Source organism: Synechococcus sp. WH 7805, from assembly GCF_000153285.1.
Classification (GTDB): domain Bacteria; phylum Cyanobacteriota; class Cyanobacteriia; order PCC-6307; family Cyanobiaceae; genus Synechococcus_C.
In genome coordinates this window covers 1,666,293-1,682,649 of record NZ_CH724168.1, presented here as the reverse complement: position 1 = coordinate 1,682,649, position 16,357 = coordinate 1,666,293, and the positions used below count along the sequence as shown (strand labels likewise).

The 16,357-nt window shown below is 58.9% G+C and carries 10 protein-coding genes; 7 read left to right on the top strand and 3 right to left on the bottom strand.

Annotated elements, in window-relative coordinates; genetic code table 11:
- Positions 1-93: 93 nt before the first annotated feature.
- From WH7805_RS08730 to recN, 3 genes are read right to left on the bottom strand one after another with little or no spacing between them, the layout of a single operon-like run.
- On the bottom strand, positions 94-1,614 hold the full coding sequence (locus WH7805_RS08730) for an alpha/beta fold hydrolase (RefSeq protein ID WP_006042693.1): 1,521 nt from the start codon (positions 1,612-1,614) through the stop codon (positions 94-96).
- Positions 1,614-4,595 (bottom strand): excinuclease ABC subunit UvrA, encoded by a 2,982-nt coding sequence (gene uvrA / locus WH7805_RS08725; RefSeq protein ID WP_006042692.1) that lies wholly within the window; start codon positions 4,593-4,595, stop codon positions 1,614-1,616. The genes WH7805_RS08730 and uvrA overlap by 1 nt, the downstream gene beginning before the upstream one ends.
- Before the next feature lie 47 nt (positions 4,596-4,642).
- Entirely contained in the window at positions 4,643-6,331 is a 1,689-nt protein-coding gene (gene recN / locus WH7805_RS08720; protein WP_006042691.1) for a DNA repair protein RecN, read from the bottom strand.
- Between the two features lie 78 nt (positions 6,332-6,409).
- On the opposite strand from recN, the gene WH7805_RS08715 reads away from it, so the two are divergent.
- The 7 genes from WH7805_RS08715 to purF all read left to right on the top strand — a co-directional run bounded on the left by WH7805_RS08715 (position 6,410) and on the right by purF (position 16,356).
- Positions 6,410-8,275, top strand: a complete 1,866-nt coding sequence (locus WH7805_RS08715) for an AarF/ABC1/UbiB kinase family protein (protein ID WP_006042690.1) — start codon at positions 6,410-6,412, stop codon at positions 8,273-8,275.
- 23 nt (positions 8,276-8,298) lie between these two features.
- Entirely contained in the window at positions 8,299-8,883 is a 585-nt protein-coding gene (locus WH7805_RS08710; RefSeq protein ID WP_006042689.1) for an alpha/beta hydrolase, read from the top strand.
- 53 nt (positions 8,884-8,936) lie between these two features.
- Entirely contained in the window at positions 8,937-10,043 is a 1,107-nt protein-coding gene (gene thrC / locus WH7805_RS08705; RefSeq protein WP_006042688.1) for a threonine synthase, read from the top strand.
- 476 nt (positions 10,044-10,519) lie between these two features.
- Positions 10,520-11,689, top strand: coding sequence for a DNA polymerase III subunit beta (dnaN, locus tag WH7805_RS08700; protein ID WP_006042687.1), 1,170 nt, complete (start codon positions 10,520-10,522; stop codon positions 11,687-11,689).
- Between the two features lie 3 nt (positions 11,690-11,692).
- Positions 11,693-12,463 (top strand): hypothetical protein, encoded by a 771-nt coding sequence (locus WH7805_RS08695; protein ID WP_006042686.1) that lies wholly within the window; start codon positions 11,693-11,695, stop codon positions 12,461-12,463.
- A gap of 90 nt (positions 12,464-12,553) precedes the next feature.
- The gene (purL, locus tag WH7805_RS08690) at positions 12,554-14,851 is read left to right on the top strand and encodes a phosphoribosylformylglycinamidine synthase subunit PurL (RefSeq protein WP_198005771.1); all 2,298 of its coding nucleotides are present in this window, start codon (positions 12,554-12,556) and stop codon (positions 14,849-14,851) included.
- A complete protein-coding gene (gene purF, locus WH7805_RS08685) occupies positions 14,851-16,356 on the top strand; it encodes an amidophosphoribosyltransferase (protein ID WP_006042684.1) in 1,506 nt (501 codons plus the stop codon). Before purL ends, purF begins: the two co-directional genes overlap by 1 nt.
- Position 16,357: the final 1 nt, after the last annotated feature.

The window sequence follows — 16,357 nt, the reverse complement described above, 5'->3', positions numbered from 1 at the left end:
TGTGCTGAAAAGGAATTTGCACGAATTAAATCAAAACGACGATCACTTCAAGTATCGAAATACCAACAGGCATAGTTTGTGGTAAGACGATGCTCAGAATTGACCGCTGACATCCACAAGTCGTCGATCAGGATGGCCCCAGCGACCTTCCTCAAAGGTGGGCGAGGACGTGACCTGCAACTGTTGATTGATCCAGGCCAGAAGTAAGGGGCCGATCACCGCCTGCAGAGCCTGCCCGCGGAAACTGCGCAAATTGAAATGGGTTCCACTATCGACAAGCACCAGGCGATGGCCCAGTCGGGCTGCCTGCGTGTCACGCATGGGAAACACAGCTTCCGGGCCTGAAGGAACAATCCAGTCACGCGTTCCACTGATCAACAAAATCTTCGGGCGAGAGGATCGAGCCGGATCCGCCCGGTCCAGCGACTTGTCTGGATCGAACAGAAGCCGCAGGGGAGGACTCACCGCCACAACCGTCTTCACCCTTGCATCGGCAACGCCTGCGTTGTTGATCCCTGAGAGCCAACTGCACTGCAAAACCCAACTGATGTTGCGCTCAGGATTCTTGAGATCGCTGCAACGGGCTTTCAACTTCTGATCCGTTGGACTACCACCCGCCAACTGGAGCGTCGTCGTGCCTCCCCAGGAATGGCCGACCACGGCCACTTCTTTGGTGTTGAGGTCCCGATCAGCGAGAACCCGACCTTTCTCGACAGCCGTCAGCAGCGCGGACACATCCAGAGGACGCAAACGCAGCTCCTCGGGACCCGGTGGCGGCTGATCACCCGCGAGCATCGCCCTCTGCTGATTGAAATTGCTGCCTGGATGGTCCGGCAGCAGAACGACGTAGCCATTGGCAGCGAGAGCCTCGGCCCAGCCTTCAAACGACTCCGGGTCATCCCAGAGACCATGGGAAATGACCACCAGCCGTTGGTTTCCCGCACCCTGTGGCTTCACAACGAGAACGCCCAGAGGCTCCTCACGGTGCTGTACAGACACGCGGATGATTTCTCGACTCGTAGTCTCATCACGCAGAGACTCGAAAATCTCAGACGACACCTGAGCAGCAGAGCCCACCTTCACAAGCTCCAGGCCGTCTTTTTGATTGGCCATCAAGCGGTTCACCGCCTCTCCAAGCTTGGAGAGATCGATGGAAGCCTCCTCTCCAGGCAGTTGATGAAGGAAGCCGAGAAGATTGTCCTGACCGTTGTCGTAAGCGCGAATCAACGCCTTTGTCAGCATCGATCCACTGGTATCGGTGGGAACGCCTTCGAGATTGACGATGTAAGCGGCCGCCTTGAGTGCCTGCTCCAGCAAGGGCTGGCCGGTCGATCCTTCCAGAAGCCCTCGAAGCTCAATCGGTAACGGAGTCAGAAAAATCTTCTGAAGAAGAGCGAGCAATCGACCATCCGAAGCCGATTCCAGATCAGCAAGATCCGGACTGGATTGAATGACCTCTGCAACGGACCGCCCTTCGCCCAAATTGATCGTGAAATCCACATCAAGAACAGGCAGGCGCAGCACGAGCCGCTCCAATGCAGCAGCTGGAGACCCAGTGAGGAGAACAGCGGCGCTGGCCGCGGCCGCCGCAATGATGGAGCGAATGCGGGACATCAGGCGGCGAGGGGAACGTCAACTTCAGGGGGATGCTGCTCGAGAACCTTGGCCAGATAACGACCCGTGTGACTGGTTGGATGCTGGGCCACCTCTTCAGGAGTTCCGCAAGCCACGATCTGTCCCCCTTTGTCACCCCCTTCCGGACCGAGGTCGATCAACCAGTCCGAACAACGGATCACATCCAGATTGTGCTCAATGCAGATGATGGAATTGCCCTTATCCACCAAACGCTGCATCACATCCATCAGCTTGTGAACGTCATAGAAGCTGAGGCCCGTGGTGGGCTCATCGATCAGATAAAGCGTCTTGCCCGTGGCCCGTTTGGACAGTTCGGTCGCCAGCTTCACCCGCTGGGCTTCACCGCCAGACAAGGTGGGTGCAGGCTGACCCAACTTCACGTAGCCGAGACCGACATCCACGAGCGTGCGCAAGCGATCCGCCGCCTGAGGAATCGCTGAAAACACCTCCGCTGCCTGTTCCACCGTCATCTGCAGAACGTCAGCAATCGTGAAGCCCTTGTAGGTGACCTGAAGGGTCTCGCGGTTGAAGCGAGCTCCCTTGCAAACGTCACACTGCACATACACGTCCGGGAGGAAATTCATCTCAATCACATTCACCCCTTGACCTCGGCAGGCCTCACAACGCCCTCCCTTCACGTTGAAGCTGAATTGACCGACCTGGTAACCACGGGCCTTGGCCTCAACCGTGGCGGCAAACACCTGACGGATCGGATCGAAAGCTCCGGTGTAGGTGGCTGGATTGGAGCGGGGGGTGCGGCCGATCGGTGACTGATCGATCACGATCACCTTGTCGATCGATTTAATGCCCCGAAGTTCACCAAGGCCATTGGGAAACGGCACCTTGTGACCGAGACCATGCTCCAGGGCAGGGTGCAGCAATTCATTGACCAAGGTGCTCTTGCCACTACCGCTCACCCCAGTGACCGACACCAGTCGACCCAGCGGAAATTCAACACTCAGATCGGTGAGATTGTTGCGAGCACAGTTGAGAAGCTTGAGGCTGCGCGTTCCGGCCGAACGCCGCTCGGAGGGTGTAGGAATGCTGCGACGGCCGCTGAGATAAGCACCGGTTAGCGATTCTTCAGCACTCAGAAGATCCTCGAGGGACCCCTCAGCCACGATGTGACCACCATGGACACCGGCTCCGGGGCCGATGTCCACCAGATGATCCGCGGCACGAATGGTGTCTTCGTCGTGCTCCACCACCACCAACGTGTTTCCGAGATCTCGCAGACGTTCGAGGGTGGCCAGCAAGCGGTCGTTGTCGCGCTGGTGGAGACCAATGCTCGGTTCATCGAGCACATAAAGAACACCGGTGAGTCCTGCACCGATCTGGGTAGCGAGACGGATGCGCTGGGCCTCTCCACCGGAGAGGGTCATCGCTGGCCTGTCGAGGCTGAGGTAATCCAGCCCCACGTCGAGGAGAAAACGCAGACGCATACGGATCTCGCGCAGCACCAGGTCACCGATCTGAATCTGACGATCCGTGAGCAACGGTTCACTGGCTTCGAAAGCCCCCACACCCATCAGCCGCTCAATGCGCTCAAGGGTCTGACCAACACTGACGGCGGTGAGTTCCGTGATTCGGTAAGGCCCGACCCGAACAGATAAGGCCTCGGGCCGCAACCGTTGACCAGCACAGCTTGCGCAAGGCACCAGTTCCAGATATTTCTCCAGCTTCTGGCGCATGGCCTCACCGCTGGCATCGCGTAACTGACGCTCAAGAATCGGCAGGATGCCTTCGAAAGGCCGCTCATACCCGGGCTTGCCCTTGCGATAGCGACTATCCGCCTGAATCAGAATCGGATCCCGACTTCCATTCAGCAACACGTCTTGCTGCTCTTCAGTGAGGTCCTTCCATGGCGTTTTGATCTCAAATCCGAATGCTTCTCCTACTGAATAGAGCAGAGAGAAGTAATAGGAATTGTCTTTTTCTGCCCAGGGTGCAACGGCTGCATACACGGGCAGAGAAAGATCAGGGATGACTCGCTCGGCTGTGAACTTGCGCAGATGCCCAATGCCATGACAAGCCTCACAGGCTCCGTAAGGACTGTTGAACGAAAACAGTCGTGGCGACAGTTCTTCCATCACGGCCCCATGCTCAGGACACGCGAAGTTTTCAGAATAAAGACGCTCCCGCTCCACACCCTCGGGAAGCTCCTCGTCCTTCTTGGGAACCACCTCAACGATGGCAAGACCATCGCCGCGTTTCAGCGCCGTTCTCAGGGAATCCGTGAGTCGCTCCTGAATGCCATCACGGGCCACCAAGCGATCCACCACCACTTCAATGCTGTGCTGATGGTTCTTGTCGAGCTCAATATTGTCGGCAAGCTCCCGCACTTCGCCGTCGATGCGCACACGAGCGAATCCCTCAGCCGCAAGACCACTGATCAGCTTGCTGTGGGTGCCTTTTTTGCCTCGGACCAGCGGCGTCAGCAGCTGGTAGCGGGTGCCTTCAGGAAGCGTGAGGATCTGATCGACCATTTCATCGATGGTCTGAGGCCGAATCGCCCGATCACATTGTGGACAGTGAGGTTCTCCGGCCCGACCGAAGAGAAGTCTGAGGTAGTCCTGAATTTCTGTGACCGTTCCCACTGTGGAACGGGGGTTGTGGCTCGTGGATTTCTGATCAATCGAAATTGCCGGTGAAAGCCCTTCGATGGCATCCACATCCGGCTTGTCCACCTGACCCAAAAACTGGCGGGCATAGGCCGACAGACTCTCGACATAGCGGCGCTGACCCTCAGCAAAAATCGTGTCGAAGGCAAGGGAGCTCTTGCCGCTGCCACTCACACCGGTGAACACCACCATCTTGTTGCGGGGGATGGTGACATCGACATTCTTGAGATTGTGCTGACGGGCACCACGCACCCGAATCACATCCTCAAGGGTTCCACCACTGAGATTGACGGGCCTGGAACCCGACGGGGCCTTGGGTTTGGGAGCAGGACGCCCCATAGGGAGGAACCTCGGCAGCATCGGATTCTACGAAGATCGAATCGGATTCAGGCCACGTTCTGATCCAGAAGGCTGGCTGCATAGGCCTGAGCCTCTTCTCGGTCGCCGCCGGCCAGTTCCGCCAGCTCCCGCTGGCGCTCCTGAGTGTCCCGCAGGTGGGACACTCGTGATCGGGTGATTCCAGCGGAAACGTCCTTGCTGACGCGGAAATGATGGTCAGCAACCGCAGCCACGAGCGGTTGATGGGTCACACAGAACACCTGACGATGGCGTGAAAGGGTGCGCAGCAGATCGGCCATGGCCCCACTGACCCTGCCGCTCACACCGGTGTCGATTTCATCAAAAAGAAGAGTGCTGGATCCATCGACCATGGCCAGTGAAGTTTTGAGAGCCAGCAGAAAACGTGACATCTCACCCCCCGAAGCCACCTCGGCCAGTGGAGCCATCGGCTGACCGGGGTTGGCCGAAAACAGAAAACAAACAGCATCGGCACCGAATTCCCCGGGGTCGACCGGCTCGATCTTCACTTCAAAGCGCACATTCGCCAGACCCATCGGACGCAGATAGGCCATGAGATCGGTCTGGAGCTGTTGGGCCGCGGCCTGACGTGAGCACGTCAAAGACGCGTTGCTGTGATCGCGAGCCACGCGGGCTGCCAGCTCCTGCTCCTGCAAACGACGAAGATGCTCATCCGAACCATCAGCCTCCTGGCTTTGTCGCAACGCATCACGCTGCTGGATCAGACCTGCCAGATCCTGACCATGACGACGCTCCAGTCGCTTAAGCAGCGACAACCGATCCTGAAGAACCGCCAGACGTTCGGGATCGCTGTCTAACGACGTGCCGTAACGCTCCAACGAGCGAATCAAATCCTGAACACCAGCTTCGAGATCGAGACAGCGGTCCGTCCAAGGTTGCAGAGAGCTGTCCATGGCCTGCATCGACTGCAATTCATGGGTGCAGGCAAGGAGATGATCCAGAACCGATGGAGCCTGATCAGCGCCGTCTTGCAAACGACCAATCAAAACGGAGACACCCTCCAGCAAGCGCACTCCATGCACCAAGCGGTCCTGCTCCAACTCCAACTGAGCAATTTCTTCTGGATCGTCGAGAGCAGCCTGTTCAAGCTCCATGAGCAACGCTTGGAGCTCATCGCGTTGCTGTTCCAGTTGCAGACGGTCCGATTCGGCTCGGTTCAACGCATCAATACATTGCTGCCAGTTGAGCCAGTTGCGTCGCACCTCGACGAGCTCCAACTCCAACTCCGCACCACCGAGACGATCCAACCAGCGACGCTGCTGACCAGGTCGCGCCAGCTGCTGGGTCTGACCTTGCACCGTGAGATCGATCAACAGAGGGCGTAACTCGAGCAACTGATGCCGGTTGACCACCACTCCATTCAGGCGGGATCGACTGCTGAGACGGTCGTCCTGCCGACGCCATTCGCGCGTGACCACCAGCTCAGGCTCTCCATCATCGAGCTGATGGCGTTTGAGCCAACGCTGTCCACTGTCTCCAACCCGGAAACTGGCTTCGATCAGAGCTCGATCGCAACCGGTGCGCAGCAGTCGCGATGCAGCAGATGCCTGCATGCCGCCAAGCACGGCATCGAGGGCATCGAGAAGGATGGATTTACCAGCGCCGGTCTCGCCGGTGAGCACGGAAAAACCCTGATCAAACGCCAGATCCAGGCTGTCGATCAATGCGATGTTTTGGAGTCGCAAACCGGTGAGCACGGCAAGCCCCGGTGGTCGTGCCGACCGTAGCGGCGGCTCAGCTCGTTTAGAAGGGGTGTGAACCTGGCAACTCGGCCCGTGGCCCCACAGGAACTTGGAGATTTCATCGAAGCCTCGGGTCTGCTCACCTACGACCCTGCAGCGATTACCCGGATCTATGCCGGTCACCCGCAGCGTCTGCTGAAGCGTCTCTGGCAAACCCTTGTGCCCATCGGCCTGTTTCTACTGGGCGTCGGTACCGACAAAGTGCTCGGGCTACTGAACGATCAACAGCGTGCGCGCGCTCGGGCAAGGGAATTTGCAAACCTGCTGGTGGATCTCGGCCCCGCCTTCATCAAAGCGGGCCAGGCGTTGTCCACACGACCGGACATCATTCCTCCTGTTCTGCTGGAGGAACTCGCCCAGCTGCAGGATCAACTTCCAGGTTTCGATAGCGCCTTGGCCATGGCCTGCATCGAGGACGATCTCGGAGCGCCGGTGGATGACATCTATGAATCCCTTGAACGGGAGCCGATTTCCGCGGCATCACTCGGACAGGTGCATCGGGGAGTGCTGAAAAACGGCCAACGGGTGGCCGTGAAGGTGCAGCGACCAGGCCTTCGCGAGCAGATCACACTTGATCTCTACATCGTGCGCAATATCGCTGCCTGGTTGAACACCAACGTCGGTCTGATCCGCAGTGATCTCGTAGCCCTCATTGATGAGCTGGGGCGCCGAGTCTTCGAGGAGATGGACTACCTGAATGAGGCCAGTAACGCCGAACGATTCAGCGAACTGCATCGGCATAACCCACGCATCGCCGTTCCCCTGATCTTCAAGGAAGCCACCAGCCGCCGCGTGCTCACGATGGAATGGATTGATGGGGTGAAGCTCACCAATCTCGAAGCGGTACGCCAGCTGGGTATCGATCCCGATGACATGGTGGAGGTGGGCGTGAGCTGCAGCCTCCAGCAACTTCTGGAGCATGGGTTCTTCCATGCCGATCCCCACCCCGGCAACCTGCTTGCCCTTGAGGACGGCCGGCTCTGTTACCTGGATTTCGGGATGATGAGTGAAGTAACCAGGGAATCACGCACCGGACTGATCCAGGCCGTGGTGCACCTTGTGAACCGCAATTTCGGAAAGCTCTCGAAGGATTTCGTCAGCCTTGGATTCCTTGCAGAGGATGTGAACCTCGAACCGATCGTTCCTGCCTTTGAAACTGTGTTCAGCCAGGCTCTAGAAGCCGGTGTGAGCCGGATGGATTTCAAAGCAGTCACCGACGACCTCTCAGGGGTGATGTACAAATTCCCCTTCAGGGTTCCGCCCTATTACGCACTGATCATCCGTTCTCTGGTCACCCTCGAAGGCATCGCCCTCAGCGTGGATCCGGACTTCAAAATTCTCGGTGCCGCCTACCCGTATTTCGCGAGGCGACTGATGGAAGATCCCGATCCACAACTGCGTTTGAGTCTTCGGGAGATGCTGTTCGATGGCGACATCTTCCGTTGGGCCCGTCTTGAAAATCTGGTTGCCAGCGCCGCAAGCCAGGATCAACTCGATCTAGACACGCTTCTGGATCAGGTTCTCGACTTCCTTTTCTCACCCAATGGAGGGATGCTGCGCCGTCAGCTGGTGGATGCCATCGCTGATCGCCTCGATGCCTTGAGCTGGATGACCCTGCAACGCATCGGACGACGCCTGCCACGCCCGTTGCAACCGCCCTTGCTTCTGGAGGCAAGCGACAGCTTCGACCAGAGCACCTACCTCGATCTTGAGCCGATCAGGCAACTGATCGCCGTTCTGCAGCAACTGCCTGGTTTCAGTCCTGATCTGGTGTTCAGCCGTCTGCCCCGTCTGATCCGTGAACCGGATGCAAGGCGAATGGGAGTGGAGCTGGCCCAGGGTTTAGCCGAACGAGGAGTTGTCCGTCTAGTGAAGGCAGCCGCTGGGGTCTCCCCCTAAATTCCAAACGCTGAGACTCCGCAATGCCCGCACATTCACGTCTGCGTCACTACGCACTGGCTACGGGTTCAGCCCTGGCTTTCACACTGCTGAACTGTTTTCAACCTCTGAACGCCGCAGAAGATATTGCTCTGGTGAGCGGTGCCTTCATCCGATCCATCAGCGTGGCCGATCTCGAATACCTGGCTGAAACCGGCAAAGCCCGCGGGTTGCTCTCCGATCTTCTGCGCCTGGGTCAGCAGGACCCAGAAAACGTCGCCAAATTGTTGAATCAGGAATTGGACGTTCCGCTGGTGCTCACCAGCCGTCTGATGTCCACCAAGATCGGCGATGTGATCCTCAGGCGCGTCGCCCAAATCATTTACCCACTGCGTGTTCCAGAGCCTTCGGTGAGTGTTCCAGCGTTGCGAGCCGGAGTGATCAACGGTCTGCAGATTGGAGACGGTGGCCTCAACATGATCAAGTTCTTGGAGGCCTATCCCGCGGACGTGATGGAGATCAATCTTCCTGCCCTCATGGCCGCCATCGAAAAGGCCGAATCGATCGCCGGGCTGGTGAAATTCTTTTCTGACTCCCCTCTCGATGGCCTGAAAGAGAGCGGTCAGTAAACCCGCTGGCGAGTATCGCCACATAGATTCCTCTGGACGAATGCCCTCCGCAGGTGTCAGTAATCAACGCCTTCCGCCGCCGTTTCTCCCCGGCACCAGTCCTCCAAGACTGGCCAGGGCTGATCGAAGCCTATCGGCCTTGGTTACCAGTCACGAAGTCGACCCCAGTGGTCACCCTTCGCGAAGGCGCCACTCCCCTCATCCCAGTGCCATCGGTTGCAGAACGCATAGGCCGCGATGTGAAGGTGTTCGTCAAATATGACGGCCTGAACCCCACGGGGTCCTTCAAGGACCGGGGCATGACTATGGCCATCAGCAAAGCGAAAGAAGCCCATTGCGAGGCCGTGATTTGTGCCAGCACTGGTAACACTTCAGCCGCTGCTGCTGCATACGCACGCCGCGCCGGCATGCGGGCCTTCGTGCTGATCCCCGACGGATACGTGGCCCAAGGAAAGCTGGCTCAGGCCCTCGTGTACGGCGCAGAAGTGCTGGCCATCCGCGGAAATTTCGACCGAGCTCTGGACATCGTCCGCGAGGTGTCTGATCAGTTCCCGGTCACCCTGGTGAACTCCGTGAATCCCTACCGCCTGCAGGGACAGAAAACAGCGGCCTTTGAGGTGATCGATGCGCTGGGCGATGCACCTGACTGGCTTTGCATTCCCATGGGCAACGCAGGCAACATCACGGCCTATTGGATGGGCTTCCAGGAGTACAACCAGGCAGGGCGCAGCCGCAAGCTCCCCAGAATGATGGGCTTCCAAGCCAGTGGCTCCGCGCCTCTGGTGAACAACACCACGGTGACGGACCCGGACACGATCGCCACAGCCATCCGCATCGGTAACCCTGTGAATCGCGAGAAAGCGATTGCCGCGCGCCAAGCCAGCGATGGTGACTTCCTGGATGTCACCGATGCTGAGATCATTGAGGCCTACAAGCTGCTCGGCGGGCAGGAAGGGGTGTTCTGTGAGCCAGCGAGCGCTGCCTCAGTAGCAGGTCTGCTCAAAAGGAAAGAAGAGGTGCCATCGGGAGCCACGGTGGTGTGCGTGCTCACCGGCAATGGACTGAAAGATCCGGATTGCGCCATCAACAACAACGATGCGGCCTTCCACACCGACCTGGATCCCGATCTAGGGACTGTGGCCCGTGTGATGGGCTTCTGATCCCGATCCAGGGTCATTCACTCGTCAACTGGACCCATTCCCCCTGATGACAGCGGGTTTTTTATGGGTTGAAGAGACCTCAGCCCCTCCAAATCAGCCGTAACCAGATGAAGAACTGCCTGGGGACATCCAGGCAGAACCTGCCAATCCATGGGGAGAAACATCCTCGAAGTCCACAATCCCAGCACCGGAGGGAATTCCTCAGCCTGTTGAAACAGTGGAGAACGACAAGAGTTCCTCACAGGTCGATCCAATTCCCCCATCCCTGTGCAAAGTGAAACCCAGTGTCCAAACCATGAATGAAGGGTTTTCCACGTTTTCCCCACCCCCTTCTACGGCTGTTTAGTAGTTCTTTTCTAAGAACCTTTTTAATCCAGTAGAACAGGATCGAGAGGCCTTTGCTCACAGCCATTGCACTTCCTGCCCGCCTGTGAAACCTTGGGAGATCTTCTTCTCCAGCTGCGGTTACCAACGCGATGAAACTGGTCTGTTCCCAGACGGAACTCAACACCGCACTTCAGCTGGTCAGTCGGGCCGTGGCGTCCCGTCCCACCCATCCGGTGCTTGCCAATGTGCTGCTCACCGCCGATGCCGGCACGGATCGGCTCAGCTTGACCGGGTTTGACCTCAGCCTGGGCATTCAGACGTCTCTCCCTGCATCCGTAGACACCAGCGGGGCGGTCACGCTTCCCGCCCGCCTCTTCGGGGAGATTGTTTCCCGTCTGTCCAGTGACTCCCCCATCACCTTGGCGACGGATGACACCAGCGAGCAGGTGGAACTGACCAGTCTGAGCGGCAGTTATCAGATGCGTGGCATGCCGGCTGATGACTTCCCCGATCTGCCTTTGGTGGAAAACGGCACGGCGATCAAACTTGATCCCGCTGCGTTGGTTCGAGCACTACGCAGCACCTTGTTTGCGAGCAGTTCCGACGAAGCCAAGCAGCTGCTCACCGGCGTGCATCTGCGCTTCGATCAAACCCGCCTGGAGGCAGCGTCCACGGACGGGCACCGTCTCGCTGTGCTGAGTGTCGACGATGCCCTAAAGGACGCCATCGCTGCTGACGATTCCGCCGAAGCTGATGAGAGCGCAGCCTTGGCTGTCACCCTCCCCGCCCGTTCCCTGCGTGAGGTGGAACGCCTCATGGCCGGCTGGAAAGGCAACGACCCTGTCAGTCTCTTTTTCGAGCGCGGCCAGGTGGTGGTTTTAGCGGCCGATCAGATGGTGACCAGCCGTACGCTTGAAGGCACTTATCCCAACTATCGACAACTGATTCCCGAGTCTTTCAGCCGCACCATCGGTCTGGATCGACGGGCATTCGTTGCCTCTTTAGAGCGCATTGCCGTTCTTGCAGATCAGCACAACAACGTCGTCAGGATCAGCAGTGATCCCTCCAAGGGGCTGATTCAGATCTCTGCCGATGCCCAAGATGTGGGCAGTGGATCTGAGTCTTTGCCTGCCCAGATCGAAGGTGACGAGGTGCAAATTGCTTTCAACGTGCGCTACGTCCTTGATGGCCTCAAGGCCATGGATGGTGATCGCATTGTCCTGTCCTGTAATGCACCGACCACCCCAGCCATCCTCTCTCCGGAGGATGATGGTTCCGGCCTCACTTACCTCGTGATGCCCGTGCAGATTCGCTCCTGAGCCTTGCCCCTGCCCGATCCGTTTCTTCTCAGCGATCTGCTTCGCCATCGCGTGCGTTGTGATCAGGGACTTGATCACGGACCTGGCGTGATGGCTTGGATGCACCCTCCAGTGCATCGTCTTCTGGGTTGGGTTAGCCGTCCCTCAGCTCTGCGCAGCAGTCGAGACGTCTGGAGGTTGGATCAATGCCGCGGCGTGGATGATCAACAGGTGTTTGTGAAAGGACTCCCGGCGGAGACCGATCAGACGACTCTGGATCGCCTGCCCACGCTTTTGGATGCGGATCTCCTCGATCGGGATGGTCAGCGGATGGGGCAGGTTGCCGATCTCGCGTTTGTTCCCACGACCGGTGAGATTCTTTATTACCTCGTCGCCCGCAGCGATCCAAGGCTTCCTGGGAGCAGCCGTTGGCGTCTCAGCCCCGATCGCATCGTCGATCAGCAACCCGGACGGGTCTTCACGGCCCTTCAGGACCTGGATGATCTTCCTCAGGCTCGCGCCAGTGTCCGTCAGGATCTCGTGCGTCGGTCCCGTCACTGGCGTGAGCAGCTCCAGCAGTTGGGTGATCGCGCTGGAGAACGGCTCGAAGGCTGGCTGGAGGAACCGCCTTGGGATGAGCCGACACGGCGTGATGCCCGCAACGATGAATGGTCCGAGTCACGGTCAAGCCCTTCGGACTCACGCGAAGCCTGGGATGATGAGGAGTGGTCTGATCCCGGTGAGCTTCGCAGGGATCAATCCCGTTCTGAGCACGACGAAGACCCCTGGATTTGAATGCGGATGGTCTGCAGGCCGTCGGCAACACTGGGGAGAGATGAACGGTTGGCTGTGACTCAGTCCCCTTCAGTGGAAGGTTCCTTTGATGTGGCCTCAGCACTGCGCCAGGAAGGGCTGACGCAGCAGGATTACGGCGAGATTCAGCGACGACTCGGGCGAGATCCCAACAGGGCGGAGTTGGGAATGTTCGGTGTGATGTGGTCCGAGCATTGCTGTTACCGCAATTCCAGGCCACTCCTGCGTGGTTTTCCCACGGAAGGACCTCGCATCCTTGTTGGCCCCGGCGAGAATGCTGGAGTGGTGGATCTGGGGGAGGGACACCGCCTGGCTTTCAAGATTGAAAGTCATAACCATCCTTCGGCGGTGGAGCCCTTTCAAGGCGCTGCCACAGGAGTGGGAGGCATCCTTCGGGACATCTTCACCATGGGAGCCCGACCGATCGCTTTGCTGAATGCCCTGCGTTTCGGTCCCCTCGATGAACCCATCACCCACGGATTGGTGGAAGGTGTTGTGGCGGGGATCTCCCATTACGGCAATTGCGTCGGAGTGCCGACCGTGGGTGGGGAAGTTGCGTTCGACCCTGCTTATCGCGGCAACCCCCTGGTGAATGCCATGGCTCTGGGCCTGATGGAAACGGAAGACATCGTGAAATCGGGGGCGTCCGGTGTTGGCAATCCTGTGGTGTATGTGGGCAGCACCACGGGCCGCGACGGGATGGGGGGTGCCAGCTTCGCCAGTGCCGAACTCAGCGCCGATTCCTTGGATGATCGCCCTGCGGTTCAGGTGGGCGATCCCTTTCTTGAAAAGGGACTGATTGAGGCTTGCCTCGAAGCCTTCCAGAGCGGGGATGTGGTGGCCGCCCAGGACATGGGGGCTGCGGGACTCACCTGCAGCTGCTCAGAGATGGCCGCCAAAGGGAATGTGGGGGTTGAGCTGGATCTCGACAGGGTTCCAGCCCGTGAACAGGGCATGACTGCGTACGAGTTCCTGCTGTCTGAATCGCAGGAGCGGATGCTGTTTGTGGTGAAGGCCGGTCGTGAGGAGGCGTTGATGCAGCGTTTCCGCCGCTGGGGCTTGCAGGCGGCCGTTGTGGGTCAGGTTCTCGCGGAGCCTGTTGTACGTGTGCTTCAGCATGGATCGGTGGCTGCTGAGGTTCCTGCCCGGGCTCTTGCGGAAGACACTCCCATCAATCAGCACACCTTGATCTCTGAACCTCCAGAGGACATCCAAAAGCATTGGTGCTGGTCTGAGACTGATCTTCCGCAAGTTCCCAGCGATCACGACTGGGGAGCGGATCTGCTCGCTCTCCTTGATGACCCCACCATCGCCAGCAAACGCTGGGTCTATCGCCAATACGACCAGCAGGTGCTCGCTAATACCGTTGTGCCCGCTGGTGGAGCGGATGCTGCTGTGGTGCGGCTCAGACCTCAGCAAGGGGATGGAGCGTTTCGGGGGTCCAACCGAGGGGTAGCGGCCACGGTCGACTGTCCCAATCGTTGGGTGGCTCTGGACCCTGAACGTGGGGCGATGGCCGCCGTCGCGGAGGCTGCCCGCAATCTCAGTTGCGTTGGGGCTGTCCCGGTGGCTGTCACCGACAACCTCAATTTTCCGTCTCCAGAAACGTCCAAGGGCTACTGGCAGTTGGCGATGGCCTGCCGAGGGCTGTCGGAGGGCTGTCGGGTGCTGGGCACCCCAGTGACCGGGGGGAATGTGTCGCTATACAACGAGACCCGCGCCGACGATGGCCGCCTGCAACCGATACACCCCACGCCCGTGGTGGGCATGGTGGGACTGGTTGAGGATCTTCGCCTGGTGGGTGGTTTGGCCTGGCGTCAACCGGGTGATGCCGTTGTGCTTCTTGGGGTTTCCACTGATGAACGCCAGGACGACCGGGTCGGATTGGCCGGCAGCAGCTATCAGGGGGTGATTCATGGTCTGTTGACCGGCAGACCTCCGAGGGTTGACCTTGATCTGGAGCTGCGCGTTCAGGCTCTGGTTCGGCAGGCTCTGGCTCAAGGGCTGCTCGCGTCTGCCCACGACAGCAGTGATGGTGGACTGGCCGTTGCTTTGGCTGAATGTTCGATCGCTTCGGGCCTCGGTGTGGATGGGTCGTTGCCTGGTGATGGCGTGCGTCCGGAGCGGAGTCTTTTTGCTGAAGGAGGAGCCCGCATTCTCGTGTCCGTGCGGGCAGAGTGCCTGGACGCCTGGATGTCGCTGCTGGCCTCTGATGCCCATGTTGGTGTTCCGGTGACCACTCTCGGAGCCGTGGCGGATCACGGACGCTTCCGACTCTCCCTGGGATCAAACCCTGTGCTGGATCAGGCGGTGCAAACACTGACGGAGTGTTTTGAGCAGGCTCTCCCCCGTCGGCTGGGAACAGCGTGATGCAGAATTCCGAAGGAAATCCGAAGTCGAGGCGGAGCGTGCATCAGCTCGAGGCGGAGCGTCCCGATCGGATGGAGGAAGCCTGCGGTGTGTTCGCCGTTCAGGCTTCCGAGCAACCGGTGGCCAACCTGGCTTATTTCGGTCTGTATGCACTGCAGCATCGCGGCCAAGAATCCGCAGGCATCGCTGTGTTTAACCAGGGAAAGGTTCGTCTTCATAAAGACATGGGCCTGGTCAGTCAGGTGTTCGATCAAGACGTGCTTGCCCGGATGCCCGGTGATCTCGCCATTGGCCATAACCGTTATTCCACAACTGGCAGCAGCAGGGTCTGCAATGCCCAGCCGGTGGTTCTGATGACTCGCCTTGGTCCCTTCGCGCTGGCCCACAACGGCAATCTGGTCAATGCCGCTGAATTGCGGGAACGCATTGATGATGGAGAGGTTGAATTTACCTCCACCACTGATTCCGAGCTGATTGCCTTCGCCCTTCAGCAGGCTGTTGATCGTGGGCTCGACTGGAAGGCTGCGATCACGTCTGCGGTGTCGCTCTGCCAGGGGGCCTTCAGTCTGGTGATCGGCACTCCGGAAGCGCTTTATGGCCTGCGCGACGGCTACGGCATCCGACCGTTGGTGTTCGGTTCTCTCGGTGAGGATTCCAGTGGGCAGTGGGTTCTCAGCAGTGAAACCTGTGGGCTCGACATCATCGGGGCTTCCTTCGTTGACGATGTGCAGCCCGGTGAGCTCGTGACCTTCCTTCCCGGTGATCCAATCCCCCAGAGGGAGTGCTGGATTGAGCCCACCACGCGCATGTGCGTGTTCGAGATGATCTATTTCGCCAGGCCGGACAGTCGGTTTTTCGGAGAATCGTTGTACAGCTATCGCCAGCGCATCGGTCAGATTCTTGCCAGGGAATCGGCAGTGGAGGCTGATCTCGTGATCGGCGTGCCTGATTCAGGGATTCCTGCTGCGATCGGATACTCCCAGGCCACGGGACTGCCCTACGCCGATGGCCTGATCAAGAACCGTTACGTCGGTCGCACCTTCATCCAGCCCACCCAAGCGATGCGCGAAGCCGGCATCCGGGTGAAGCTCAATCCCCTCCCCGATGTGCTCAACGGAAAGCGCGTCGTGGTGATCGATGATTCGATTGTGCGTGGAACAACCAGTCGCAAGCTTGTTCAGGCTCTTCGCGATGCTGGAGCCACGGAGGTGCACATGCGTATCAGCTCACCACCGGTCACCCATCCCTGCTTTTACGGCATTGATACCGATACCCAGGATCAACTGATCGCTGCTCGCTACACCCTGGAGGAAATTGAAGCCCATCTCAAGGTTGATTCACTGGCTTATCTCAGTCAGGCAGGAATGTTGGAAGCGGCTGGAGCCGATGCCAAACACTTTTGCACCGCCTGTTTTGATGGTGATTACCCCGTGCCGATGGATGAATCCATCAGATCCAGCAAGCTGATGCTGGAACCTGCCGGTGTGGCTGCCAACCTGAGTTGAG

Coding starts and splice junctions, on each gene's coding strand:
- dnaN (WP_006042687.1), top strand. CDS start 10,520: ATGAAACTGGTCTGTTCCCAGACGGAACTCAACACCGCACTTCAGCTG.
- purF (WP_006042684.1), top strand. CDS start 14,851: ATGCAGAATTCCGAAGGAAATCCGAAGTCGAGGCGGAGCGTGCATCAG.
- WH7805_RS08710 (WP_006042689.1), top strand. CDS start 8,299: ATGCCCGCACATTCACGTCTGCGTCACTACGCACTGGCTACGGGTTCA.
- WH7805_RS08730 (WP_006042693.1), bottom strand. CDS start 1,614: ATGTCCCGCATTCGCTCCATCATTGCGGCGGCCGCGGCCAGCGCCGCT.
- uvrA (WP_006042692.1), bottom strand. CDS start 4,595: ATGGGGCGTCCTGCTCCCAAACCCAAGGCCCCGTCGGGTTCCAGGCCC.